The organism is uncultured Mobiluncus sp. (assembly GCF_902488535.1).
Taxonomy (GTDB): Bacteria; Actinomycetota; Actinomycetes; order Actinomycetales; family Actinomycetaceae; genus Mobiluncus.
Genome location: NZ_CABTWO010000025.1, coordinates 1 through 24,722, shown reverse-complemented (window position 1 = coordinate 24,722; position 24,722 = coordinate 1). Strand labels below are relative to the sequence as shown.

The 24,722-nt window shown below is 60.9% G+C and carries 19 protein-coding genes, 5 tRNA genes and 1 pseudogene; 10 read left to right on the top strand and 15 right to left on the bottom strand.

Annotated features, from left to right (window positions below; genetic code table 11):
* Positions 1-111 precede the first annotated feature (111 nt).
* Together RDL66_RS08185 and RDL66_RS08180 are read right to left on the bottom strand one after the other, a co-directional pair.
* Complete coding sequence (locus RDL66_RS08185) at positions 112-1,875, bottom strand: helicase HerA-like domain-containing protein (protein WP_308536437.1); 1,764 nt, start codon at positions 1,873-1,875, stop codon at positions 112-114.
* Positions 1,876-2,087: 212 nt separating this feature from the next.
* On the bottom strand, positions 2,088-3,563 hold the full coding sequence (locus RDL66_RS08180; RefSeq protein WP_308536435.1) for a hypothetical protein: 1,476 nt from the start codon (positions 3,561-3,563) through the stop codon (positions 2,088-2,090).
* A gap of 180 nt (positions 3,564-3,743) precedes the next feature.
* On the opposite strand from RDL66_RS08180, the gene RDL66_RS08175 reads away from it, so the two are divergent.
* Positions 3,744-4,751 (top strand): ComEA family DNA-binding protein, encoded by a 1,008-nt coding sequence (locus RDL66_RS08175; protein WP_308536434.1) that lies wholly within the window; start codon positions 3,744-3,746, stop codon positions 4,749-4,751.
* Positions 4,752-4,760: 9 nt separating this feature from the next.
* Positions 4,761-6,368, top strand: a pseudogene (locus tag RDL66_RS08170) (ComEC/Rec2 family competence protein); the annotation flags it as partial.
* 43 nt (positions 6,369-6,411) lie between these two features.
* Here RDL66_RS08170 and holA read toward each other — a convergent pair.
* The gene (gene holA, locus RDL66_RS08165) at positions 6,412-7,500 is read right to left on the bottom strand and encodes a DNA polymerase III subunit delta (RefSeq protein WP_308536432.1); all 1,089 of its coding nucleotides are present in this window, start codon (positions 7,498-7,500) and stop codon (positions 6,412-6,414) included.
* A 147-nt stretch (positions 7,501-7,647) separates the two neighbouring features.
* On the opposite strand from holA, the gene RDL66_RS08160 reads away from it, so the two are divergent.
* Together RDL66_RS08160 and RDL66_RS08155 are read left to right on the top strand one after the other, a co-directional pair.
* Positions 7,648-8,088 carry an HIT family protein gene (locus tag RDL66_RS08160; protein WP_299294474.1) on the top strand — a complete coding sequence of 147 codons (441 nt, stop codon included), beginning with the start codon at positions 7,648-7,650 and terminating at the stop codon, positions 8,086-8,088.
* Between the two features lie 132 nt (positions 8,089-8,220).
* Positions 8,221-8,296: transfer RNA gene (locus RDL66_RS08155), tRNA-Lys, on the top strand.
* Positions 8,297-8,541: 245 nt separating this feature from the next.
* Here RDL66_RS08155 and nusG read toward each other — a convergent pair.
* The 7 genes from nusG to RDL66_RS08120 form a co-directional block, all read right to left on the bottom strand.
* Entirely contained in the window at positions 8,542-9,384 is an 843-nt protein-coding gene (gene nusG, locus RDL66_RS08150; RefSeq protein ID WP_308536430.1) for a transcription termination/antitermination protein NusG, read from the bottom strand.
* A gap of 47 nt (positions 9,385-9,431) precedes the next feature.
* On the bottom strand, positions 9,432-9,692 hold the full coding sequence (gene secE, locus RDL66_RS08145) for a preprotein translocase subunit SecE (protein ID WP_299294468.1): 261 nt from the start codon (positions 9,690-9,692) through the stop codon (positions 9,432-9,434).
* A 210-nt stretch (positions 9,693-9,902) separates the two neighbouring features.
* Entirely contained in the window at positions 9,903-11,159 is a 1,257-nt protein-coding gene (locus RDL66_RS08140) for a CapA family protein (protein ID WP_308536427.1), read from the bottom strand.
* A 38-nt stretch (positions 11,160-11,197) separates the two neighbouring features.
* Positions 11,198-11,273, bottom strand: a tRNA-Trp gene (locus RDL66_RS08135).
* A 159-nt stretch (positions 11,274-11,432) separates the two neighbouring features.
* The gene (locus RDL66_RS08130; protein WP_308536425.1) at positions 11,433-12,638 is read right to left on the bottom strand and encodes a pyridoxal phosphate-dependent aminotransferase; all 1,206 of its coding nucleotides are present in this window, start codon (positions 12,636-12,638) and stop codon (positions 11,433-11,435) included.
* Between the two features lie 92 nt (positions 12,639-12,730).
* Positions 12,731-13,057 carry a hypothetical protein gene (locus RDL66_RS08125; RefSeq protein ID WP_308536423.1) on the bottom strand — a complete coding sequence of 109 codons (327 nt, stop codon included), beginning with the start codon at positions 13,055-13,057 and terminating at the stop codon, positions 12,731-12,733.
* 305 nt (positions 13,058-13,362) lie between these two features.
* Complete coding sequence (locus RDL66_RS08120; protein WP_308536421.1) at positions 13,363-14,502, bottom strand: site-specific integrase; 1,140 nt, start codon at positions 14,500-14,502, stop codon at positions 13,363-13,365.
* Positions 14,503-14,587: 85 nt separating this feature from the next.
* Here RDL66_RS08120 and mnmA point away from each other — a divergent pair, with 85 nt between their 5' ends.
* Positions 14,588-15,811: a tRNA 2-thiouridine(34) synthase MnmA gene (mnmA, locus tag RDL66_RS08115; protein ID WP_308536439.1), complete on the top strand. Its 1,224-nt coding sequence runs from the start codon at positions 14,588-14,590 to the stop codon at positions 15,809-15,811.
* Between the two features lie 150 nt (positions 15,812-15,961).
* Positions 15,962-18,550 carry an alpha-amylase family glycosyl hydrolase gene (locus RDL66_RS08110; RefSeq protein ID WP_308536419.1) on the top strand — a complete coding sequence of 863 codons (2,589 nt, stop codon included), beginning with the start codon at positions 15,962-15,964 and terminating at the stop codon, positions 18,548-18,550.
* A 345-nt stretch (positions 18,551-18,895) separates the two neighbouring features.
* On the opposite strand, the gene RDL66_RS08105 is transcribed toward RDL66_RS08110, so the two are convergent.
* A complete protein-coding gene (locus RDL66_RS08105; RefSeq protein ID WP_299294569.1) occupies positions 18,896-19,225 on the bottom strand; it encodes an isocitrate dehydrogenase in 330 nt (109 codons plus the stop codon).
* Positions 19,225-20,334 (bottom strand): tryptophan--tRNA ligase, encoded by a 1,110-nt coding sequence (gene trpS / locus RDL66_RS08100; RefSeq protein WP_374042922.1) that lies wholly within the window; start codon positions 20,332-20,334, stop codon positions 19,225-19,227. The genes RDL66_RS08105 and trpS overlap by 1 nt, the downstream gene beginning before the upstream one ends.
* Positions 20,335-20,559: 225 nt before the next feature.
* On the opposite strand from trpS, the gene RDL66_RS08095 reads away from it, so the two are divergent.
* On the top strand, positions 20,560-22,032 hold the full coding sequence (locus RDL66_RS08095; RefSeq protein WP_308536415.1) for a cell wall-binding repeat-containing protein: 1,473 nt from the start codon (positions 20,560-20,562) through the stop codon (positions 22,030-22,032).
* A 349-nt stretch (positions 22,033-22,381) separates the two neighbouring features.
* On the opposite strand, the gene rpmG is transcribed toward RDL66_RS08095, so the two are convergent.
* The 3 genes from rpmG to RDL66_RS08080 form a co-directional block, all read right to left on the bottom strand.
* On the bottom strand, positions 22,382-22,552 hold the full coding sequence (rpmG, locus tag RDL66_RS08090; protein ID WP_295028487.1) for a 50S ribosomal protein L33: 171 nt from the start codon (positions 22,550-22,552) through the stop codon (positions 22,382-22,384).
* A 53-nt stretch (positions 22,553-22,605) separates the two neighbouring features.
* Positions 22,606-22,679 (bottom strand) — tRNA-Met (locus tag RDL66_RS08085).
* A 37-nt stretch (positions 22,680-22,716) separates the two neighbouring features.
* Positions 22,717-22,789, bottom strand: a tRNA-Thr gene (locus RDL66_RS08080).
* 286 nt (positions 22,790-23,075) lie between these two features.
* On the opposite strand from RDL66_RS08080, the gene RDL66_RS08075 reads away from it, so the two are divergent.
* From RDL66_RS08075 to RDL66_RS08065, 3 genes are all read left to right on the top strand, one after another.
* Positions 23,076-23,822, top strand: a complete 747-nt coding sequence (locus RDL66_RS08075) for a vitamin K epoxide reductase family protein (RefSeq protein WP_308536412.1) — start codon at positions 23,076-23,078, stop codon at positions 23,820-23,822.
* A gap of 15 nt (positions 23,823-23,837) precedes the next feature.
* On the top strand, positions 23,838-24,461 hold the full coding sequence (locus tag RDL66_RS08070) for a hypothetical protein (RefSeq protein WP_308536410.1): 624 nt from the start codon (positions 23,838-23,840) through the stop codon (positions 24,459-24,461).
* A 25-nt stretch (positions 24,462-24,486) separates the two neighbouring features.
* A tRNA-Leu gene (locus RDL66_RS08065) sits at positions 24,487-24,567 on the top strand.
* Positions 24,568-24,722 lie beyond the last annotated feature (155 nt).

The following is a 24,722-nucleotide window of genomic DNA, read 5'->3' as shown; positions in this document are numbered from 1 at the left end:
GGTGAAGTTGCTGGACGGGCGCGAACCGAAACGGGTTATCGTGCGCGCCCCGAAGCTCGTGTCCCTGGTTTTGTAGCCGGCAAGTCCCGGTGTCGCCTAACGTGGTGCGCCCTAGCGGCGGCGCGAACCGAACACGCCGCGGGTGATTTCGCGCGCTACCTGGGTCCCCGCCGAACGCAAGAAAGACGTCAGAGCCTTGTTCAACGGCGAGTTCGCGCGGGCTTTCGCCTCGGCTCGGGCTGCGCGTTCTGCTGCGGCAGCGTCTTTGCGAGCCGCGGCCGCTTCTTTCGCTTCTTGCTGACGTATCTGCAGTTCCAAGCGTTTTGCTTCCAGTTCTAGCCGGGCTTTTTCGTGGGCGTCCTGGGCGGTAGCGGAAACGGAATCGCTGGCGGCATCCCCCGGTTGGCTCGCGGCACCATCGGCCTGGCCGGCTGGTTTGCCCTCAGCGCTGGCGCCCTGGCCGGCACTGGCGCTGGCCGGACTGCCTTGACCGAGGTTGCCGATAACGCCGTCCTGCAAATCCTCAAACGCGGTGTCCCGCTCCACGCGAGTCCCGTACTTCGCCTGCAACGGTGACGCCGCCACCGCTTGTGCCACCGCCTCGGGAGCGGCCGGACCCATCACGGAGGCCGGAGCCCAAATCCGGGTCGGCGCGCTCGGGGTCGGGCGTCCTTTCGGATCCAGCGTGGTCACGATTGCCTCGCCGGTGCCTAGGCTGGTCAGCAGTTCTTCCACGTCAAAAGCCGATTCGGGGAACGTGTCCGCGGTGGCGCGCAGGGCCTTTTTATCGTCGGGGGTAAATGCCCGCAGGGCGTGTTGAATCCGGGTCCCCAGCTGGCCCAACACGTCAGCGGGAACGTCCTTCGGGGTCTGGGTGATGAACACAATCCCCACCCCTTTGGAACGAATGAGTTTCACGGTTTGCACGATGGAGGCCAGGAATTCTTTGGAGGCTCCGGTAAACAGCAGGTGCGCCTCATCAAAGAAAAACACCAGCTTAGGCCGGTCCGCGTCCCCGACTTCCGGCAACCCCTCAAAAAGGGCCGCCAGCAGCCACATCAGGAAAGCGGAGGCCAGCGCAGGCCGGTTCATCAGGTCGTTCATCTCCAGAATCGAGATAATTCCCCGGCCGTCCGCGGCGCGCAGCAAGTCGGCGGGATCAAACGCGGGCTCTCCGAAAAACACGTCCCCGCCTTGTGCCTCCAAAGTTGAGACAGCCCGCAAAATGACCCCGGCGGTTTGGGTCGACACCCCGCCCAGGTCTTTCAGCTCCGCTTTGCCCTCGTCAGTCAGCCAAGACACGACTGCTTTCAGGTCTTTCAGGTCCACCAGTTCCAGGCCGCGCTGATCCGCCCAAGAAAAGATGAGCTGCAGAGATTGGGACTGAGTCTGGTTCAACTCCAGCGCGCGCGACAGCAGAATCGGCCCAAAATCCGTGACGGTGGCTCGAATCGGCGCTCCCGGCGCGGTGTCGCTGGTTTCACCGAGGGATAGGGGCTGCACCGGAAAAGCGACCGGAGCCCAGTCTTGCCCCTGCTCCTGCGTGCGCTGCTGCAGCTTTTCGGTCGGTTCACCGGGGCTCAAAAGGCCGGTCAGGTCGCCTTTCACGTCCGAAAGAAACACGGCTACGCCGGCGGCGCTCAACCCTTCGGCCAACAGCTGCACCGTGCGGGTTTTCCCGGTGCCGGTGCCGCCCGCAACCAGGCCGTGGCGGTTGAGCATTCCCAAGGGCAGGTTCACCAGGGTGGTGGGTTGCGGGGTACCGTCAGTCAGGAGCGCCCCCAGGGTCATGGTTGGTCCGTCGAATTGATATGCCTGCCCGATTTCTTCCAAAGTCGCTTCGTCAAGCTGTTTTGTCTGCGTTTTTGCCGCCACGTTGGGTTCCTTTCCTGAGCTTTCACTCCCGTTTAAGTCTAACGAACCACTCCGAGCGCGGGTGGACTATGGCGAGAAAAAGGCTCCCCTAGCCCGTATCGCCGCCTCGACAACCGTAGGTTTCCGCGTTCGACCGCGTGGAACGTAAGGCAACGGCACGCCGCGCAGTGCGAGTCACGCTACCAACCGCTCTTGTGCCCTCAAAACGGCCCCTAGGGCAGAGTGAGGTAGCGCAACACCGCCTTGGCGCTGCCCTTGTTGAGGTCGCCCAGCTGCGCCAGCTGACCCAATCCAGACCCGAAAACAAACGTATCGCCGGTGGTGGCGGCATCTTTCAAGGGCGGGGCGATGCCTTCCCACAGGAACTTGCCGTCAACGACCCCGTAGCTCAAAAGCCCGCCGTTACCCTCGGTGAACACGGCTTTTGAACCGTCAGAGGCCAGCGGGGTTCCCGGAGCCTTCAGATTGATGATGACACCGTCCCCGGTGGTCCAAGCTTTTGCCGCGCAGCCCGGCCAAGACGCGCAAGTATCGCTGCCATCCGCCAAGAAATACGTCCGGTTGGGCATGAGCACGGGAACTTTCCCGGATTTCAAGGCTGCCATAGCACTGTCAGTATCCAGCCGCAGCCCGGAACGCAGTTGGGCGTGCAGAGCTTGAGCCGCTAGTGAGGGGCACTTTCCCACCCCGACTATGGCACCGTCGGAGCCGTGAACCTGCCAATCGACCTCAGCGGCGCTCTGCGGATCCGCAGAGGCGAAAAATCCGGCTTCCAGCATGGAAATCTGTGACTCAGACCCAAGTTTAGAGGTATCGAAAGAACCGATTTTCGTATTAATAATCTGAGAATAACTCCAGGTATTTTGCCGGTTAGACCCGTCTTGATTCGAAGTCGTCACCCCCAGCAAGGTCGCCGACCCCCGAGTTTGCACCAGCAAAGGTTGAGCAGCCTGGGCGTTCGGCACCATGAGCGGGAACTTTCCCTTCCACGCAAAGTCCGGGGTGACGTAAACCGCCTGTGCCCCGGCCGAATTCCCTTCCCCAACCGCTATCGGAACCACCAGGAACTGGTCAAAAATCGCCCCCAAAACATGCTCGCCGGTCGCTAAATCCCAAATGTCATTAGGCAGATCCCCCACCGCAACATTGCCACTGGGGTCGATACGCACCACCTTTTTCGCGGCATCAGACTCGCAGGTAATCGAGCTTTGCCACAGTTGTTTCAGGCAGTAATCCAGGGGCAGGTCATCGTAGGTTTTCGACCACTTGGCGGTGCCGGTCGTTTCGTCGACGAGCGCAATAGCCTGGGTTTGGGCTTTGCCGTCAGTGCCTTTTACCAGCACGAGCTGCTCGTTTTCGGCCAGTTTAGCGGTAACACCGGTAGCCGCGTCCTGGGCCGCCAAAGAGTCTTGGGAATCGGCGTAGCCCCACACCTGCACCGAGCGCGGATCTTTCATTTTCGCGGGCATGGCCAGGGTCCAGGCCTCTTTCAACGGGGCAACCGTGGTGATTTTTTTCACTTCCGCCTGGTTGCGAATTCGGGCGGTGTCACCAAACCACTGCATCGTGGCGGTCACCAAAACCACCACCGCCAGGGCCAGAATGATGGCGCCAATGATGCGTTCGACCAAGCGGGGCTGGCGCGCCGCGGTTGCAGAATCGCTTAAATCCGGTTTCTGTTTTCTCACTGCTTAAGTTTATCCCAGCGATAGCAACGAAAAACTGCCTTTCAAGAAGTTTTCCACAAGGGAGGGCAATTCTGGGTTTTCCACAGGTAAATCATTTTCGACTTTCCGCCACGGCGGGTCGCGATTAGTTTCACAAGCGAGGGTCGCAAAGTTCCCGGCACGACAGAGGAGGCAGCCTGGATGCTAAATAAGTTTGGACAAACGGACCGTGACCGGCTCACCGCCGGCGTGTTTGAGCGGGCCAGAGCCGCGGGGGTAGGCTATCTGGACGATGCTGAGCCGGATTACCGCACCGCGCGTCGCCCCGGGCCTCCCCCTGAGCTTGGTGCGGATGGGAACCCGCCGCCTCGCGGCGCCCTGGCGGGACGGGCCGAAGACCTGGTTCAGGGATTTGAAAGCAGTCTCCAGGTCAGGCCCGTAGCCGAGCGTGAGCAGCGTTTACGCCTGGCGCCCAGTCCGCGAGTAGCGACTCTAATCGCAGCATTTATGCTGGTGAGCGGGCTTTTGGTGGTGGGTTGGCAGGTGTTTGCCGCCCCGCCCACGCCACCTCCCGACGGGGTGCTATCCGGGGACGCCACAGGAAAACCGGATTCCAAAACGGGCGGTTCCGCAGGTCCGGGTGCCGCCCTAGCCGCGGCTGAGGGGAAGTCCGGTAGTACCGCGACGGGCAAGGACGGTGCTTCACCCTCGCCGGGCGCCGCACCGCACCTGTTTCTTCCCGGCGCGAACGGGACCGAAGTCGTAGTTCACGTGGCCGGAGCGGTGAGCCGCCCCGGAGTGGTTCACCTAGCCGACCCGTCTCGAGTGGCCGACGCTTTGGAGGCGGCGGGCGGAGCCTTGCCCGAAGCGGATTTGAGTACCCTGAACCTGGCTCGACCGCTCACGGATGGCGAAATGATCTATGTCGTCCGGCCTGGGGAAACTCCCCCACCGAGCGCGGGCGGAAACCCGGGCAGCGCACCGGGCTCGGGCACCAAGTCAGCGGGAAATGATAGCGGAAAAGTTAACCTGAACACCGCGGACCTGGGCGCTTTGCAGACCCTTTCCGGCATCGGCCCCGCCCTGGCGCAACGCATTGTGGATTACCGCGAGTCCAACGGACGTTTCACCTCGGTGGATCAGCTCGACGAAGTTAGCGGTATTGGTCCGGCACTGATGGAACGCCTGCGCGACCACGTGTGCGTGTGAGGATTTGTGATGACCGCACAGGACGAAACCGCGCTGATTGTCCGGCGGCTGCGGACCGACCGGGACTATCGCCCCGCCCCGCTGGATTTGCGCCTGGCGATTCCGGCGGTGAGCCTGTGGGTGGCGCTGTTGGCGGCGGGAAGCCGCGGGGAGCGCGTCGCACTAGCGGTGAGCGTTGGGTTTGCCCTGGTCGCAGCTGTAGCGGCGAGTGTGTTGGGGTGGTTGCACCGGTCACAAGGGCGTGGGGGCAGACGTGGAGTGCTCATGCCCGCCCGCGTGGGGAAAGCCGACGCGGTCACGCCCGCCCGCGTGGGGAAACGCGCCACGGAAACACCCACCAGGCGGCGCCACCGCCTGTTTCCACGCGGCTCCGGGCTGGCCACGCTGCTGATTACCGCCCTGGTCATTGCCGTCGTTTTTGGGACGCTGGCGCTGCGCCTGGAACTCGATTCGCGTGATGCTCTGGCCGTAATTGGCACTCACTCGACCGCCCGTTTTGACGTGAAAGCCCAGGTCATCTCCACTCCGAAACTGAGTTGGAGGGACAGTTACCGCGTTGACTTGAGAGCGACCCGCCTGACTTGGCACGGCTCAACCTACCCCACCCGCGCCCTATTGCAGGTCAAGGGGGCAGGCTGGGACGGTATCCCCCTCGGTTCGTGGGTACGTCTGCGCACCGGCCTGGCCAGTCGGGACCTGTCCACCCAGTACCTGGGGTACGCGAAATCTCCGACCGCTCCTGAAATTATCGGGCCTCCGACCGGGCATTTTGTGTTTGTCAATGCAGTGCGACAGCGCCTAAGCGAGGCCACGGCGGGACTTTCGGAATCGACGGCGGGAATGATTATGGCGATGAGCTTGGGGCTGACCGCCGTCCAAGACCCCCTGGACCGCGAATCTATGCAGGTCGCAGGCTTATCACACCTGACTGCCGTGTCTGGAATGCACCTCAGCGTCCTGTTAGCTCTGGCGCTGGGACTGACTGCCCGGAAACGCCGCGGGGTGCAAGTCGTAGTGGCAGCGGGGATTGTGGGAATTTTCCTAGCTATGCTGGAGGGCTCCGCCTCCGTCACCCGCGCGGCGGCAATGGGGGCGTTGACGCTGGTAGGGCTGGGGATAGCCCGTCCGTCCCGCTCGGTGTCCTCCCTGTCCGCGGCCATCATCGGAATGCTGCTGGTGCAGCCGTTCCAAGCCAATTCCTGGGGCTTTGCCCTGTCGGTAGTGGCGACCGGCGCCATCGTAACCGGCGGGCCATACCTGGCGGCCTGGTGCGCGCGGTTTCTGCCGCGCCTGATTGCTCTGCCGCTGGCTGTTTCCCTCAGCGCGCAGCTGGCTTGCGCACCGCTAATGCTGGTCATGCGCGGCAAACTGCCGGTTTACTCTCTACCGGCGAACTTGTTGACCGGAGCGGTGTCCTCCATAGTGACCGTGGGCGGTCTGGGGCTGGTCGCACTAGCGGCCTTGGCGGGGCTTACGGCCGGGTCGGCTCCCGTTTTTGCGGTGCCGGTGGGGTTATTGGAACAGGGCGCGGCGCACGTCACCGGGTGGGCTGCCGCGTGGATTGCCGGCGTGGCCAGGTTCTTTGCCAGTCGACCGGGAGCGGAAGTCGATTGGTTAGAAAACCCAGTGGCGGGCGTGACCGGCCTGTTGATTGTTGCGCTCAGTTTCGCGTGGGTGGCCTCCCAACTGGCTCGCGCACGCCGCTGGCGTATCGGCACACGTCCAAAACCATGGCTTCCAGGGCGTATTCGGGATCCCGTGAAGCCCCTTTTACCGCTTCGTCCGCGCGGGCTACCGCCAGGATGGCTAAGCCCAGCCGCTCGTCGTCCCAGCGCGGCGCAACGGCATGAATTCCCTGGGCAATACGCCCAAACAGGGGTTTAGGCGGATCCACCAGGTCCATCTGCGCGACCGCGGGGGGCAGTTGGGGAGAAAACGAGGTCAAAATCTGGCGGATTTTCGTGGCCGTCGCCGAAACAATCAACACCGGCGCCACCCCGGTGGCTAAAGCGTGGCGTAACAGGCGCAACGCTTCGCCGACATTGCCGGTCACGGCCGCGTCGGCGACATTAAACCCGGTCGCCTCCACCCGCCCTTGCAGGTACTGATCGACCTCAGCCAGACTCAACGGCTGCGCGGGATCCCCCACTGTTTGCAACAGCTGGGTCGTCACGGCGAGCAGTTCCTCGAATTCGTCACCCAGCGCCGCCACCAGCGCCGCTACCGCGTCTTGGCTGATGGGACGGCCCAGCCGGCCAGCCTCAGCCTGGAGGAACTTTGCTTTCTCCTCCGGCCAGCGCAGCTCATCGCAGGCATAGACCTTCGCGGCACCCTTTTTACACAGGTCCAAGACCTTTTTCCCGCGGTTGCCCCCCACATGCCACAGCACCAGGTAGGCGTCCGAGGAAGGGTGTACCAGGTAGGCTTCTAAATCCTGGAGCAACTCGTCGTTGGCCTGTTCCAGTCCGGAAACGATGACCAGCGGCATCCCCCCAAAGAGGGAGGGGGAAGTCAGTTGGCTCAAGCGGGATGATTCATAAGTCCGGGCGTTGACCTCGGTGATTTCCGGGGGTTCCATCGCCCCGGCTTTTTCTGCCGCGTCTAGGGCCGCAGCGCGCAGGCTGGCTATGGCGCGCTGGGCGAAAACCCGTTGTTTGCCCAGCAGCAGCACCACCGGAGCCAGCGTTGCGCGGGACCACGGCTCGAAACCAGCCCGGGAGCCTCTCTGAGCATTCTTCTTTGTTGCCACGCTTTAACTCTACATGCCTCCCGAGAGACAAAAATTCCCCTACTATAAAAGCGGAGCTGCACCGGGAGGGCTATCCGCCCCCACCTGATGCGCTCACTCAACACAAAATCCGCCCGACCGGACTTCTGCAAGCGAAAGGAAAACCTTATGGCCAGCGTATTTACGAAAATTATCAACGGCGAAATCCCCGGAAACTTCGTCTGGCAAGATGAGCAGTGCGTCGTTTTCGCCACCATTGAACCGCGCAGCGACGGCCATATGCTGGTGGTGCCGCGTGAGGAAGTCGACAACTATCTGGACGCCGACCCGGCCTTGATTGCGCACCTGTCTCAAGTCGCTCAGATTATTGGGCAAGCCGGGCGCGATGCATTCAACGTGTCGCGCGCCATGATTGTTGTCGCCGGTTTCGATGTCCCCCACCTGCATATTCATGTCATTCCGACCGATTCCATGCGGGTGCTGCATCCCGATGCCAAAGCGGCGGGCTCCCCGGATGCCATCAAAGCCAGCTGCGACAAACTGCGCGGCGCCCTGATTGAACTGGGCTTTGGCGCGAACGTCCCCGAATCTTTGGAATCCCTGGGATAGTCGGGCTGCGTTAGATAGCGGACTGGCGGCAGCGCACCGAATCCGCGCTAGCTAAACCCTGGGTTGGGGCACATTCAATTTGTGAATCCCCGCCCAGAGCGTTAGCATAGTTAACCGCGCCAAAAGCGCCAAGCGCCATTAGCTCAATTGGCAGAGCAACTGACTCTTAATCAGTGGGTTCAGGGTTCGAGTCCCTGATGGCGTACCACTCAAAACGTTGCTATTCCAACAAAATCTCCCATTTGCACCCTATTTTTCCCCATCTCTCAAATGATGATTTCGTGGCGCGGCTGTAGCGTGTTCGGTGGCGCGTTTGCGACAAACTTCCTTAACCATGCCCACGACTTCTTGCTCGGTCTTAACACCAAACCGGTCAGCTGCCCCCGGAAAAACGCTTTAAAAGCACGGCGGGCGCAGGATGGAAGTCCCGCACCCGCCGCCAAGCCTCAAAAATTAGTCGATTTTGGTGACCTGGTTGAAGTTCAACTCCACCGGGGTCTCGCGCTCGAAGATAGTGACCAACACGGTCAGCTTCTGAGTTTCGGCATTGACCTCGGCAATCGTCGCAGAAAGCGTCTCGAACGGACCGGAGGTAATAGTCACCGACTGGCCCACCTCGAAATCGGCCGCCACCGGAGCAGTCCGCTGCGTCGCTTGTGAAATCTCGACCTGACCGTCTTCCACCGCCACTTTCGCGGCCTCCTTGGCGGTCGGAGCCAGCATATTGACCACTTCCGCCAACGTCAGCGGCACCGGATCTTGCTGGTTGCCGACGAAACCAGTCACGGCCGGGGTGTCTTTCACCAAACGCCACGAGTTCTCATCCATGTCCATGCGCACCAAAACGTAGCCTGGAATGCGCGGACGCTGCACGACCTTGCGGCTCTTGGCCTTGACTTCGACGTGTTCTTCCATCGGAATCTCGACCTGGTAGACGTAATCTTCCATGCCGGGATTATTCGCCACGCGCTGTTCGATGTTCTGTTTCACGCGCTTTTCGTAGGAAGAGTACGTGTGTACCACGTACCACCGGCCCGGCAGGGCGCGCAGCTCGACTTCGAGGGCCTGCTTCGGGTCGAGTTCCTCCGTTTCGGTTTCCCCGGCGTCCTCGGTTTCCCCGGTGTCCTCGATGATTTCACCAGTTTCGGGGTTCACGTTGGCGGGGACTTCCTCTAGGTTCTGTTCAGCCGCAGAAGCGTCCTCGGCGGGCTGGCCGGACTCGGCGGCCTGGTTCGGTTCCGGCTGGGCTTCCTCGGCCACAACAGCGTTTTCTTGCAATTCGTTTTCGTCTGACATTACTGATATTCCTCGTGGGGCAATGGTGTTGAAAAGACCAAACAGGTCTAGCTAAAGATGAGGTCGGTGAGGGCTCCGAAGCCCAGATCCATCAATCCGACCGCGGTCATGATGATTGCCACGAAAACAATCACGACCAAGAAGTAGCGCCACAGTTCTTCGCTGGTGGGATAGACGACCTTTTTCATCTCATCCACGACTTGGCGGAAAAACTGCATGATACGCGCAAAAAAGCCAAGATCTTGATTAGCGCTAGGGGTCGGCTCGGCTTTCTTCACCGGCTGAATGGCACCTTCGGTTTCTGCCATTATGTGTTCCTCCTGTAGGCAATTCTTTCCCCGCCGCGGGCACACTTCACCCTAAACAAATTAACGGGGGGATGTGTCAAATCATAGTAGAAAACCGTACCTAAAGCCAATCGTGCGCGGCTGGTACGCGGCCGGTACGCGGCCGGTACGCGGCTGGTACGCCGCTCGTGTGAGGCTCGTGTACGGAGCTGTCCGAGGACGGCCCGGCGTCTAACGCGGCAAAACCGTCACGACAGCGGGGTCAGCCGGGGCCGGAGGCGGGGACTTCAGTTCTATCGCCTCAGTTCCCATCACTTTCACCAGTTCCTCATGGTAGCGCTGGACGGTGGCGGCATCGAGACGCGAGCCGGCCGGGAAGGTCCCGTCATCGAAATCGTGAACAGGAACCGCGTGAAGTCGGCTGCGATCCAGCACCACCGGCACCCACGCGGCATTACTGAGAGTGACCCGCGGGTGTTTCGCCGGCCCGGAGATATCAAAGATCAGCCACGCGATCGACTCAATCTGGGTGCCGATTCCCATCTCGGGGGTTTGGCTGGTCAGCAGGTTTCCGGTACCGAAATACGTCCACATGCCGGCGCCGTTCACTCCCCCTGGCGTGAGCGTAATCGGCTGGGGAACGTGGGCGTGGTGACCAACATAGGCGTCAACGGCCCCGGATTGCGCCAGAGCCTGCGCCCATTGCCGCTGTTGGGGCTGAGGTTCATAAACGTATTCGCTGCCGCCGTGAGGGCTGACAATCACAATGTCCGCCCCGGCCTGGCGCGCTTGCCGGGCATAGTCGATGATTTGCTCCACATCGTTGATTTCCACCAGGTAAGGGTGGCGATCCACTTCCGGCACGGATTCAAAATTCAGCCCGTACGTAAACGACAGGTGCGCCACGTGTACGGTGCGGCCTCCCTTACGGATTTCATACATTTGCCAAGGGGTTTGCTCGGCATTCGCGCGGGTTCCGGCGGTTCCCAACCCGGCGTTTTGCAGCACTTCCAAAGTGTGGGTGATGCCCTCGGTTTCCTGGTCCCAACTGTGGTTTGACGCCGTGGAACAGCCGTCATAACCGACCTGGACCAGGCCGTTCGCCCAATCCATCGGGGCGTTGAAAACGGGGTAGCCGTGAGGGTCTTGTCCGGGTTTTCCGTAGGGAATTTCTTGATGGCACAAGGCCAGGTCGGCGCGTTCCAGGTAGGGTTTCACCTCTGCCAGCAGTTTCTCTAGGTGATATTTCCCGTCCGCCTCTCGAGACGCGGCCGTGACCCAGCTGTGACTCAAAATGTCCCCGGTCATCGCCACGGTTACGGTGGTTGGCGCAGCTGACGCAGCAGTACGGGTCGCGGCCTGGGTAGATGGTGCCGGCGTGGGGTTTTGGCTCACCGTTCTGAGACCCGCCGCGACAGCGACCAGCGCGACAATCCCCGCCAGGAACATCATCAGGAACAGGGCGGTACTGGGTCGGCTTCTGTTCACAGGCACTCCCGAAAACGTTGGAAACTGTTTGAGCCAAGTGGCAGGGAAGACAGGACTCGAACCTGCAACCTACGGTTTTGGAGACCGTTGCGCTACCAATTGCGCCACTTCCCTAGTTTTGCGCTCACCCCGCCGGGCGGAAGCGAAAAACGCAGCGTCCTCAATGATAAAGCAAAGCCGCCCTAACTTTCAAGCGCGCCCATGGCGCCTCAGACACATAAATCTCACCGGGGGCAACGCACCCACGCGCCACCCCCGGTGAAATCCAAAAAACTACTTCACTTTCGCCAGCAAATCCTGCACCCGGCCCACCCCTTCGACCAGGTCAGCGTCGGACAGGGCGTAGGACATACGGATGAAACCGCTGGGACCGAAGGCTTCACCGGGAACCACCGCGACCTCGGCCTTGTCCAAAATCATGGCCGCCAGCTGGGAGGAGGACTCGATACGCTCCCCGTCCAAGCTACGCCCAAACAACCCCGTGACATCGGGATACACATAGAACGCACCGCGCGGCACGGGCACCTGCAAGCCGTCAATTTCGCGCAGCATCCGCACGATAGTCTGACGACGCTTGTCAAAGGCTTGACGCATCTGTTCCACCGCATCCAACGGCCCGTTCAACGCCGCGATGGCGGCCCGCTGGGCGATGTTGCACACGTTGGAAGTCAGGTGAGATTGGAGGTTCGTGGCAGCCTTGATGACGTCAGTCGGGCCGTGCATCCAGCCCAGACGCCACCCGGTCATGGCGTAGGACTTCGCCACGCCGTTGACAATGACGCAGGTGTCCGCCAGTTCCGGAACCAGTTTCAGAATGTGGGCGGGCTTAGCATCGTCATAGAGCAGGTGTTCATAGATTTCATCGCTGATGACCCACACGCCCTTTTCCACAGCCCACTGGCCGATGGCGGTCAGTTCCTCGGGAGTGTAGACCGTGCCGGTCGGGTTGGACGGCGAGCACATCAGCAGGACTTTGGTTCGCTCCGTGCGTTTCGCCTCCAGGTCCTCGGGCGTGACTTTGTAGTCCCGGTCAGCACCGGCGAAAACTTCCACCGGAGTGCCGCCGGCCAGGCGAATCGCCTCGGGGTAGGTGGTCCAATAGGGTGCGGGCAACAGCACTTCGTCGCCGGGATCGACGGTGGCGGCAAAAGACTGGAACACGGATTGTTTCCCGCCGTTGGTGACGATGACGTTGTTCGGGTCGATTTCGTAGCCGGAGTCGCGCAAGGTCTTGGCGGCGATGGCTTCGCGGGTGACCAGCATCCCTTTGCCTTGGGTGTAGTGGTGGTTCGCGGGGTCTTTACAGGCCGCCACGGCGGCTTCCACGATGTAATCGGGGGTCGGGAAATCCGGTTCACCAGCACCGAAGCCGATGACCGGCTTTCCGGCAGCTTTCAGTTCTTTAGCTTTACTATCGACGGCGAGGGTCGCGGACGGGGCAATGGCGGCAAGGCGCGCAGAAACACGATTTTTACTCATGTCCCCATTCTTGCACTTTTCACAAGGGCGGTGCACCGTTTTCGTCGGGTCCGGCCGGTTGGTTCGAGGTCGGCCGCGGCCGCTAAATAAACCTATTCCCGCAGTTCAGGGTCGCTATCGAGATCCCGCTTCACCGCGCGGGTCGTCCTGATGTAATAGAACGCAGCCGCCGCCACCATCACGATACTGACTACGATAGCGGGATAGTCCCGGTGTGCTGTAAGGGCAATGACTGTCAGCGTCACCGCCGCCACCACCGTGAATCCCAGCACCACGCGTGCCAGGAAGACGACACGATTGTACTCTTCACGAGTGCTGTGGGGCCGGCACTCTGGGCTGCAGGCAGTCGTTTCGTCAGGCCCGCCGGTCGCCGGCTGATCGTCGGGTAGTCCGCTGGTTCCTGCCAAAATTTCGCTCATAAGCCCAGCCTATCAAAACCGGCGAGCGGAAACGGGACGAAAGTCCGTCCCGTTCGCACGGTTTCCACAGGTTATCCACAAGCGCTGGGGACAGTTTTGCCGAGTTTATCGGGGAAATCGCGAATCTGTTTGTATTAACAAATACCTCGCCACCGTCACCGCGCTGAACTGGGCTTTCGCCGATTTTTTCCTGATATTACGCCATTTTTTCACCCTTTTATTAACCTGGACTTTACCTGCACTTTTCTGTTTACATTTCCGCAATCCACATTTTTTCCACAGGCCGTGTGCATAACTCGTTCGCACTAGGCGGCGGCCCGACGCAGGGTCGTTTGCCGCATTCGGCTCAGTGCCCCGGCCACATCACCGAGATCCGGTTCAAACAAGTCCGCATAGACATCGAGAGTCAACGAAGCCGAGGAATGCCCCAGCATGCGCTGCACCGCTTTCACGTTCGCTCCGGCCGAGACTGCCAAAGTGGCTGCGGTGTGGCGCAGGTCGTGAATGTGCAGCCCGCCCTGTCCGACCGCCAACGCCGCCATGTCGAAGTGCAGGCGCAGGTTGGACGCTCGCAGCGGGGTGCCGTGTTTTGTGGCAAACAGGAAATCGTCACCTCCACACGCCGCCCGAGTCAACACCCGCAAGTCCCGGCGCAAGAAATCCGGAATCGGCACGACTCTGGTGCGACCGTTCTTGGGAGTGCCGAACACTTGGCGCCCCGACACCTCCGACACCGCGCGTTCAATCCGGATCACGCGGCGTTCCAGGTCAACCGCAGCAGGGGTCAACGCCAGGGCTTCCCCGATACGCAACCCGGTGTACCCCAGCAAACGCACCAAAATTTCCAGCCGGTTACCGCCCAGCGCGGGGCTCTGCCCACCGCGCGACCGAGACAGCGAAGCAAACCCCACATCAATCGCCCCCGCCCGGGTCTTGCGCCGAGTCAGATACCCGCCACGACCCTTCTTGCGCAAAAACATTTGCCCCGAAGCACCGGGAAAAATGACCCCCGAGGGTTCGCGGCTCAACCGCCACCACCCAATCTCTAACGCCAGGGATTCCAGCTGCAGCACAGTCAAATAGCGGTGACGTCCGACCCGGCACACCGTCGGCAGCGGCACCCCGGCCGCCGCGTTGCTCTCGATGGCCCCCAAACGGTTAGCCAACGCCAGCACCTGCCCCACGATTTGATAGGCCTGCCGCACGCCAGTGGGGCTAACGCCCTGTTCCGCGAGCTTTGCGACCCAGGAAACGACCTGCAGATAACTGACCTGTTTCGGGGGCTGACCCCCAAATTCCAGGTTGACCGTGTTTAGCATCGACCGGTAACAAGCCCGGGTGGTCGGTTTTAAATCGACCCGGCTTTCCAACCAAATCCGGCCAAAATCGGCGAAAGTGCGCGGTTCGAAGTCGGCGCTTGGGTCGGTGTGTAACAGATTCTCCATGATTTTTCCCTTTCAGATAGGCATCTTCCCGAGGTTTCGGGCCCGGCGAGAGCCGGCTAAAGGGAAACGGTAGAATGTGAGGTCACTGAGGAGGAATAACTTGGCGAAAATTTTAGTGGGATTATCCGGCGGTGTGGATTCGGCCGTGGCGACCGCGCGCCTGCAAGCGGCCGGTCACGAGGTTTCGGGGTTCTTTATGCAGTTGGAGTCCCCCTCCCGTCCGTGGTCGCGGCCTGCCACTTCCGCCGAGCCGGTCGACGCCCTGGCTGACGCGCATCGGGTCGCGGATTTCTTGGGGGTCGAGCTGCAGGTGTGGGACTTGGCCGAGCGTTTCAACCGGGTCGTGATGGATTCGTTTGTGCAGGCTTATCGCGACGGTTTAACCCCGAACCCCTGCGTGCATTGCAACCGTTTCATCAAGTTCGGCTACGTCATCGAACGCGCCCTGCGGGAGGGTTTCGATTATGTCGCGACCGGCCACTACGCCCGGCTGTGGCGTCCCGGTCAGGCGGGGTTGATTCCGTCGGGTGTTCCCCAGACCGGTGCGAACGGCGCGTTTCCGGACTTTGCCTTGCTGCGCGGGTCGGCGATGGGCAAGGACCAAAGTTACGTGTTGGCGGGGGCGCGAGCCGCGGCGCTGGCACGAGCCGTGTTCCCGCTGGGGGACGTCACGGACAAGGCCGCCACCCGCGCTGAGGCTCAGGCGCTGGGGATTCCGGTGGCGGGCAAGCGGGATTCTTTCGACATCTGTTTCATCCCTGACAGGGACACGCGCGGCTTTTTACGCGGTTGCATCGGGGTGGCGCCCGGTCCGATTGTGGACGAGGACGGGGCGGTGGTGGGCTCGCATGACGGCGCTTTCCAATACACGGTCGGACAGCGCCGCGGCCTGCACATTCCTCGACCTCACGAGGACGGTGCTCCCCGTTACGTGGCGGGCACGGATCCGGAGACGAACACGGTGTTTGTGGCTCCCCGCCAGGCACTCACAGTCACGGAAATTCACGCCGGACCGACGGTGAACTGGCTGGTGGACCCCACCAGCCTGGGGCTCAGCGCAACTGGTGAGGGCGAGTTGGACCCGGCCGGGTTGACTATCCAGTTCCGCGCCCACGGCAAACCCGTCGCCCCGCGGGACGTGTGCCTGAAAGCCACGGACGGCGGAACCGAACTGCGGGTGGGGCTGCAGCCCGCCGATGAGGTCACCGGAGTGGCGCCGGGCCAATCCCTGGTGCTCTACCAGGAAAGCCCCCAGGGGGACCGCGTCATCGCCCAAGCGACCATCACCACCGCCGCAACGCCCTTGTGACCCCGCACATTATTTATGAAAAACGCCAGTGACTGAAATCGGGCGAACGCGGAAAACTCGGGGCCGAAAAAAGCCAGAATTACCCGCCACAACTTAGGCGAAGCTCATAAAGCCCCCCGCGCGAGACATTTTCCCGGTAATGTCGAGTCTATGACTGTCGAGAAGAAGGGGATGACACCGGCTTTTGCCCCCACTGACGTGGTCGCGGAGGAACCAAAACTCGACCCTCACCACTTGGGACCCACGATTACAGAATCAGGGGTCGCCTTTTCCGTCTATTCTCACCAGGCCACGGCGGTAGAGGTGTGCCTGTTCGACTCCCCGGACGAGAACGGGCACTACCAGTCCGAACGCCGGATTCGGCTGCGCGGTCCGTTCCGCGGGATTTGGCACGGCAACATTCGCGGCGTACGCCCCGGTCAAGTGTACGGTTATCGGGCTTACGGGCCGTGGAATCCTGACGCGGGAGTGTTTTTTAACCCGCAAAAGGTCCTGCTCGACCCCTACGCGAAAGCGATTACGCAGCCCCCCGTCCTCAGCCCGCAGCTTTACGCCCATCAGGTCGATGCCGAACTGAAGCCCGTGACCCGCGAACTCACTATGGATCCGCTGGATTCCGCGGACTATAACGCACTGTCGGTCGTGGTAAACACGCATTCTTTCCCGGTTGCGGATCGGCCGCGCACCTCGTGGCGACGCACCGTCATTTACGAAGCGCACGTCAAAGGTTTGACCCGGCAACTGCCCGGGATTCCCCCGGAATTGCAGGGCACCTATGCCGGTTTGGCGAACCCAGTCACCATTGATTACCTGAAAAATCTGGGCGTGACCGCCATTGAGCTGCTGCCGATTCACGCCAAGATGCCCGAACCGTTCCTGGCGGAACGTAACCTGAGCAACTATTGGGGCTACTCGACTTTGAGCTATTTCGCCCCCGAGCCGACCTACGCAACCGAAGCCGCCCAGCGTCGCGGCCCGCAGGCCGTCTTGGACGAGGTCCGCGGCATGGTTTCGCTGCTGCACCAAGCCGGTATCGAGGTCCTGTTGGACGTGGTTTATAACCACACCGCCGAAGGCGGCACCCTGGGGCCGTCCCTCAGCTTGCGTGGCTTGGATCCGCAATGCTACTACCTCTGGAATCACGGCTATCCCAACCAGATGGTGGACTTTACCGGGTGTGGCAACACGGTCGATTTCACGTCTACCGAGGCGGTGGCGCTGCTGCTGGATTCCCTACGGTATTGGGCCGGAGAAGTCGGGGTGGACGGTTTCCGTTTCGACTTGGGGGTGACTTTGGGGCGCAACCGGGAACAGTTCGCCATTCGTCATCCCTCTTTCGTGGGCATGGCGACCGACCCGGTTCTGGCTGGCTGCAAGCTCATCGCCGAGCCGTGGGACATGGGTCCGAACGGGTGGCAAACCGGGAACTTCCCCTCGCCTTTTGCGGACTGGAATGACCGCTACCGCGACGGCGTCAGGGGTTTTTGGCTCACCGACGCAGCGGCCCTGTCCCACGGGCGTCACGCGCATGGCCCGCACGAGCTCGCTACCCGCGTCTCCGGGTCGGCTGACCTGTACGGTTCCAACATCGCTGAATATAACCGCGGTCCGGGAGCGTCCATCAACTTTGTGGCCGCCCACGACGGCTTCACCCTGGCCGACCTGGTGACTTTTGATCACAAGCACAACGAAGCCAACCTGGAAGGCAACCGGGACGGGACGAACAACAATAATTCGTGGAACCACGGCCACGAGGGCCACGTGCTGAGCGGTAAAGAACTTGGGGACGAAGACTTGCCCGGCGCTGCCGCGGAAAACGCTCCCGACCCGCAGTCCGGTGAAGGCTTCTCCCCTCGGTTTAGCCGCATGAATCCTACGACCCCTTTCCACGGCGACCCGCTGAACCAAACCCAGATGGTCAAAGTTGCCTTGAATCGGCTGAAAACCTTGCGGAACTTGTGGGGAACCCTGGCGATTAGTTCCGGCACTCCCATGATTTTGGCCGGGGACGAATTCGGGAACTCACAGAACGGCAATAATAACGCCTACTGTCAGGACGGGCCGATTTCCTGGCTGGACTGGCAATGGCAACCCTGGCAAAAGGGACTGTTTGAAACTGCCCGCTACCTGCTGCATCTGCGCGCCGAACACCCGGTTATGCGTCCCGACGCGTTTGCCTCCGGGATGCCGCAAGCCGGCGATAAACTCCAGGACCTCTCGTGGTACAACCGCGAAGGCGAACATTTGACCCCTGGCGCCTGGCACGATCCGGGCAACCGCGTGCTCCAGATGCTGCGTTCCGGGGCGCCCTGGGACGACGTGGATTTGCTGGTCATGATTAACGGAACCAAGGATGAAGTCCAGATTAATCCCCCGCCGGCACGTTCCCGCGTGTTTAGGCTGGTGTGGGATTCCACCTGGCCCGATCCGAGTGCCCGTGAAGGCGGCGCGGCGGAAAAGTTGCAGCTGTTGACCGGTTTGAACTCCGCTGTTCCCTCTGAACGGCACCAAGAGACGAACGACCCGGTCGCGCTGTTCGCCGAGGAAGTCGGGGTCACTCCCGGTTCCGGGATTCGTCTGGCCGAAGTCATTTCCGAGCTGCCCGTGACGGTGCGCGGCATGAGGTCAAAAATGGCGCCGTTCTCGATGCGGATTTTCTTTGCCGAAGTGCCGGACAACCCCTCCGGGGACGAGAAAATCGATTTGCTGAACACCTTGCGCAAGATCCAACGGCACTAGGGCGTTGCGTCGGGGTTCGTTGCGTCGGGGTTCGTCGCGTAAGGTCGACGTGACCTGCGGTGTTGCGGTGTCGTACGCTACTGTGGCGATGTCCGGACTTGTGCGGCGGGCGAACTGACGCAAACGCGCACTATCAGAGTTAGCGCACAAGTGAGGTCGGGTCGCTGGTGACGTGACCGACCGAGCCGCCGGACGCGCTCGCGACCCGCGCTAGTGGACGTACCGCAAAACCGGCGTGACCTGCGGTGTGGTGGCGACAAACCCGGCGAGCCTCCGGACGCACTCGTGACCCGCCCTTGTGAATAAACCTCCGAACGCGCTGGCGACCCGCGCTTGTGAACGCGCCTACTCGTCTAACAGATAGTCGCGGCGCCCCAACCGCTGCGGATTAGCTTTCGCGGGCGAGGACGGATAGGGCTTGTTCTCCCCCGCCGCCCCGGAACGCCCTTTGAACTCGCCGGCCCGGAAAGAATCTTCCCCGACCTCATAAGCCCATTCCAGCAGCATATCCGTCGTCTCATCGACCAGCTCATCGCGGGTTTCCGGGCTCACCGACGCATCCTGGTTGTCCAGGTTGATAATCCACAGGGCGCGTTCCACCATCCGGTCGGCCACGGCCTGGGCATGGTCGCGGCGCCGAATCAAGTCCTCTGGCTTCTTGTCGTCCGGTTCCATCAGACCCCGTAGTTCATTCCCATAGCGGTCTTCATTTCACGCAGCACATCGCTGGATTCGTCGCGGACTTTTTCGTTGCCGCGCGCCAACACGCTCCACAGGTAGCCTTCGTCGCGCATCAGTTCGGCGCGGCGCTGACGCAGCGGGCGCAAGTGTTCGTTCAGCGCCTCGGTCACCAGGGCTTTCAGCGCCCCACCGCCGCCCGCACCGATTTCCGCGGCGATATCCTCGGGCGTCCGCCCGGTACACAGCGAGGCAACGAGCAGCAGGTTCGACACTTCGGGACGGTGGACGGGGTCATAAGTGATTTGACGGTCGGAATCGGTCACGGCCTTTTTCAGGATTTTTGCGGTGTCGTCCTCGCTGGCGCGCAGCTCCACCGTGTTGTGCCGCGACTTGCTCATCTTTTGGCCATCGGTGCCGAGGATCATCGCGCCCTGCCCCAGCAGGCCCTGCGCCATCGGCAACACGCCGCGCCCGGTCTTTTTGCCAGTCTTGGGGTCGCGCTGCGGGTAACGTTTGTTGAACCGCTTGGCGACCACGCGGGTTTGCTCCAGGTGCGGCAGCTGATCCTGACCCACCGGCACCAGGTTCGCCTTGGCACACAGGATGTCCGCGGCCTGATGCACCGGGTATGTCAACAGCAGCCCGGACATGGGACGCTCGGCGGCTTCCAGCTCGGCTTTCACCGTCGGGTTGCGGTGCAGCTCCGCCTCGGTTACCAGGGACAGGAAAATGACCAGCATTTCGTGAATGGCCGGAATCTGAGAATGGCAGAAAATCGTGGATTTTTCGGGGTCAATCCCCGCCGCTAGGTAATCCGCCACCAGGTTCAACACGTATTCGCGCACGTTGCCGAGGTTGTCCCGATCGGTGATGACCTGGTAGTCCGCGATGAGCACAGTCGTGTCGATGCCCAGGTTCTGCAGGTCCACCCGCGTTTTCAAGGTGCCGAAATAGTGCCCGATGTGCAGGAATCCGGTGGGCCGGTCGCCCGTCAGAATGCGGTACTTTCCAACGTTTCCCGCCGCGATGTCGGCTTCAATCGCTTTCGAGGTTTCCTGAGCAGCTTTCAAGGTGGCGCGGATTTCCGTCTCGCTGGCCGCCAGGTTTTCGTCTTTCGTCGTTTCTTCACTCACCGTTTAAGTCTAACCCACTGCAGCCGGATGGCAGTTTCTAAAATACGCGTATGATATAGTTAATTGTGTCTGTAAGAATCCGCTCTTCTGAGACGTATTAGGGGCGTAGGCACTGTACTATGCCCTGCGAGATTCAGAAGTTATCAATAGGATGAGTTTGGAATTCATCCACCCAACAAGTTAGGAAACACAAACATGAAGAAGTCTGTTTTGACTTTCGGGGCGGCAGCGGCTGCCCTGGCTATGACCGTGCCGATGAGCGCGGTGGCGGCTGACGCGCAACGTTACGCCGGAGACAACCGGTACGAGACTGCGATTCAGGTGGCCAAGGCTTTCGGCACTGCCGATACGGTGTACTTGGCTCGCGGCGACGAACAGGTTGACGCGGTGGCTGGCGGCAAACTGCCCGGCGGCCCGGTTCTCTTGCTCAACAATAACGATGGAGTGAAAGCCCTGGTCAAAGCGACCATTGCGGAGCTGAAAACCAAGCACGTGGTGGTTCTTGGCGGTGTTGCTGGAGTCAGTGACGAGGCCGCCAAGGCAGTTTCTGGAGACATCACTTTTGAGCGCGTCAGCGGGGCTACCCGCTACGACACGGCAGTTGCCATTTCTAAGCGGCTGCACCCGACGGATAACGATGGCTCTAAGGTCTACCTAGCTAATGGCATGACTTTGGTTGATGCCTTGGTGGGGGGTCAGATGCCTGACAAGGGTCCAATCTTGCTGACCAACGGCTCCGGCACTTTGCCCGCCTCTACCGCTGCCGAAATTAAGCGTTTGCAGCCCAAGGAGGTCGTGGCTCTGGGCGGTAAGTCTGCCGTGACCGCATCGGAGCTGAGTGCCGCGGCGAAGCTTGGCAAGGGCGATGCTACGGAAGCCACAGCCATGGCAAAGGCCGACCTTGAGAAAGCTTCACGGCAGGCTCACATGGCCCTAGAGGGTTGGTACACGGTCGACAAGGGCACTGACCTCGAGGCATTTGCGACCAAGGCTAGCTTAGATGCTGCTAAGAAAGCTGCTGTAGAGACCACCTTCCCGAAGGTTCTGCCCAGCGATATCGCCAGCGATGCCGGTACGGAAAAGATTTTCTCTGTTGACGGGGCCGGCGCACCGGGCACTCAGGCTGATGCCCTCGCGGCTGCCAAGGACACCACGGATGCCATGACCTTCTTGGGTCAAGCGGCGATTGACGCAAAGAATCAAGCCGACCCCAAGCTGACAGATGTGCAAAAGGCTGAATCCACAGTAGAACTCAAGAAGGTTCAGGCTGCTCTAACCGCCGCTGACAAGGCTAAGAAAGACGGCCCGACCCAGGCAGCTATTGACAAGTACGCAGCCAGCGCCAAGGAAATGCGCATCGGCGGAAATACTCGTTTCGAGACTGCTGCGCTTATCGCTGAAGCTGCCTACCCCGGTGGCAAGGACGCAAAGTTTGTTTACGGCGCTAACGGCACCGCTTTCGCGGACGCTTCCGTAGCCGGCTACTTGGACAACAAGGCTAAGCTGCAAGGTCCCGTGGTCCTGGTCAGCAAGGAAACAGCTCCTCTGGTGACCTCTGAGTACGTCAAGAAGGCGAAGAAGTCGGCTGTCAAGGACTTCAAGGGCATCGGCGGCAAGGGTGTCATTTCTGACGCTGTGCTGATTTCTCTGGATACCTTGCTCGGTTAGGTTTCTCTTAGTTTGGGGGGCGGCTGCGGCCGCCCCCCAACTTTCTTAACCTCTGTCTGGCGCCCTAAGCCTATCTGCGGCTCCCCGAACCTAGATTGAATCAGCACCAAGCGACTCACCTCCGAGCCTCCCTGCCCTGGACCTCAGCACATCCCCAAAGCGACCGAAATCCGAGATTAAATCGGGGTAGCTGACATATATAACCACCAACCCCGGTCTAATCCCCAAATAGCCACACCCCACGTTCGCAAACCCCGAAAACCACCACCCGGGCTTGTGACCCCGCTCGCGAGACACGAAAAACCGGCGTCACCGTAACGGCGACGCCGGGAAGCTTGTGAAAAACCGCTTAGCGGGTTTCCTTATGCGACGTGGACTTCTTGCAGCGCGGGCAGTACTTGTTCAGCTCCAAGCGATCCGGGGTGTTGCGCCGGTTCTTCTTGGTGATGTAGTTGCGCTCCTTGCATTCAGAGCACGCCAACGTAATCTTCGGGCGAATGTCTTTCGATTTTGCAGCCACTGTTTTACTTCTTTCTAATCGCTTATCCCCTGCGGTTACCCGTTTCGGGTTCGTAGCGGGGGAGGGATTCGAACCCTCGACCTCACGATTATGAGTCGTGCGCTCTCACCAACTGAGCTACCCCGCCTCGCTGCTCAGCGGCGCGAACCGTCAAGCGTGAAGCGAGCCCCGGCAGAGAATCGAACTCTGGACCTTCTCCTTACCATGGAGACGCTCTGCCGACTGAGCTACCGGGGCAACGAAAGTTTAGTTTACAGGATTCTACCGCTCGTGACAAACTGAACTAGGTAAGCGGCTCGGGCCGGATTTCGGTGGGTTTGTCGGCTAAACCCGTAACGAGTTCGTTGGGTTCGGGCGCACAAGTACGTTGCGGGGGTCTCGGTGTTTTTATGGCGGTTCCGGGTGGGGTGTGCTGCGACGATTTTTCTGAGCTGCGCTGCGGCCGTCGTGGTGGTTGCCTCGTTTCAGCGCTATTTGGGAACACTGGGTTCGGTGAGCGGACAAAAAAGTTAGAATAATCCTCATGAAGCAAGAACCCGATGACGCGACGGCCCCGGATTCCTCACACTCGCCGAGCCCAGCGCCAACGCCCGCGCCGGACGTGGCGGCGAACCCGGCAGAGGTGGCCAGCGCGACCTCCCTTGTGAACCCAGCAGAAACGGCCGATACGGAAACCCCGGACGCTTGCGCAACCCGGCCCAGCATCCCCACCCTCGTGCTGCTAATCGTGCTGGCGGTCATCGCGATGGCGGCGAGCGCGGAACTGGTGCTGTCCGAAATCCAGACGCTGAAACAGCCCACGGCGCATCTCGGATGCGATTTGAATCCGCTGATTGGCTGCTCCGCTTCGCTGACGACCTGGCAGGCTCACCTGCTGTTTGGCATCCCTAACGCACTGGTCGGAGTCGGTTTGTTCGCCGGTTTGGCAGGCGTGTTCATGGCTTGGTTCGGCGGGAGGGTGCCACGCTGGCTGGTGGTGCTGATCGAGGCGGGACTGACCGCAGCGCTGGCGTTGATTGTATTTTTCCTGCACCAATCCATTTTTGAGTTCACGAAGTTGTGCCCGTTCTGTTTTATCGTCTGGATGTGCACAATCATCCTGTGGGTGCAGCTCGGAGCGGCGCTGATGCGGCTCGGCTGGCTGTTTCCCGACACCGGGTTCGCCCGCGTTTGGGTGGCGCAACGCTGGCTTATTACCGCGATTATCTTGCTTTTGATAGTCTTGGTGGTAGCAGTGACGCTATCAGACAAACTTGTTTACTTATTCTGACCGAAAGGCGAAGCGGTGCGGAGAGAACTTACCGACGAAGAGGAACAATTTTTAGAGACCATCCGCACGATGCTATTGGCTCGCCCACGCGCTTACGCCGATGCCAGCCGGGAAAATATGCATCGGCTGGCGCGCTTTGCCCAAGCTTTCCTGGCGGCGCCGATGTCGCTCAATAGTCTGGTGGGGCCCGTTTGTCGGACCGGTACTGTTTGCGACTGGCTGGGAGTGTCCCGCCAAGCGATTATGAAAGCAGTGCGGGACGGGCGCCTGTTGGGGTTCCGGACTCTGGATCGGAAGTGGGTTTACCCGACTTGGCAGTTCTCCTCGCCCCAGGCTTACGCGAACTGCGTGCGGATGTTGCCGCCGATTGTGGATATTTTGGATTCGCGCGGCTTGGATGATTTTGCCCGGGCCAAGTGGTGTTTTGCGCGCAACGCTCTGCTGGCGAAGGTAGCGGCAGGTTCGGAACCGCCCGGTCCACAAGCCGAATGGCCCTCGCCCGAAGGCTGGATTCGCAACGCGAAACCGCTGGAAGATTTGATTGATGCCGCCAAGAAAGCGACACCGGCTCCCCCTGATTCCGGCGAGGATTTGCCGACCCCGCGACTAGCGGACATCACGCTCACGGATTTAGCTTGAAATCCGCTACACTGTATAGGCGCCCGGGCGAGTGGCGGAATTGGTAGACGCGCAGGATTTAGGTTCCTGTGTCTTTGACGTGGGGGTTCGAGTCCCCTCTCGCCCACTACTGTTTGTTACCTGCCGCTTTTGTTACACTCTGTAAGCGCGCGAGGTCTGGCGGCGTTCGGGGGGATGCCTCTCAGTCGCAGAAATGGGGTCCCGTTCTGTTTTTCTAAGCGGGCAAGCCGCTAAGAAAAACTACGAACACCCATATGCTCC

Excerpts from the sequence above, each read along its gene's own strand:
- RDL66_RS08175 (WP_308536434.1), top strand. The coding sequence starts at position 3,744 with ATGCTAAATAAGTTTGGACAAACGGACCGTGACCGGCTCACCGCCGGC.
- RDL66_RS08160 (WP_299294474.1), top strand. The coding sequence starts at position 7,648 with ATGGCCAGCGTATTTACGAAAATTATCAACGGCGAAATCCCCGGAAAC.
- nusG (WP_308536430.1), bottom strand. The coding sequence starts at position 9,384 with ATGTCAGACGAAAACGAATTGCAAGAAAACGCTGTTGTGGCCGAGGAA.
- secE (WP_299294468.1), bottom strand. The coding sequence starts at position 9,692 with ATGGCAGAAACCGAAGGTGCCATTCAGCCGGTGAAGAAAGCCGAGCCG.
- RDL66_RS08130 (WP_308536425.1), bottom strand. The coding sequence starts at position 12,638 with ATGAGTAAAAATCGTGTTTCTGCGCGCCTTGCCGCCATTGCCCCGTCC.
- RDL66_RS08125 (WP_308536423.1), bottom strand. The coding sequence starts at position 13,057 with ATGAGCGAAATTTTGGCAGGAACCAGCGGACTACCCGACGATCAGCCG.
- RDL66_RS08120 (WP_308536421.1), bottom strand. The coding sequence starts at position 14,502 with ATGGAGAATCTGTTACACACCGACCCAAGCGCCGACTTCGAACCGCGC.
- RDL66_RS08110 (WP_308536419.1), top strand. The coding sequence starts at position 15,962 with ATGACTGTCGAGAAGAAGGGGATGACACCGGCTTTTGCCCCCACTGAC.
- RDL66_RS08105 (WP_299294569.1), bottom strand. The coding sequence starts at position 19,225 with ATGGAACCGGACGACAAGAAGCCAGAGGACTTGATTCGGCGCCGCGAC.
- RDL66_RS08095 (WP_308536415.1), top strand. The coding sequence starts at position 20,560 with ATGAAGAAGTCTGTTTTGACTTTCGGGGCGGCAGCGGCTGCCCTGGCT.
- RDL66_RS08075 (WP_308536412.1), top strand. The coding sequence starts at position 23,076 with ATGAAGCAAGAACCCGATGACGCGACGGCCCCGGATTCCTCACACTCG.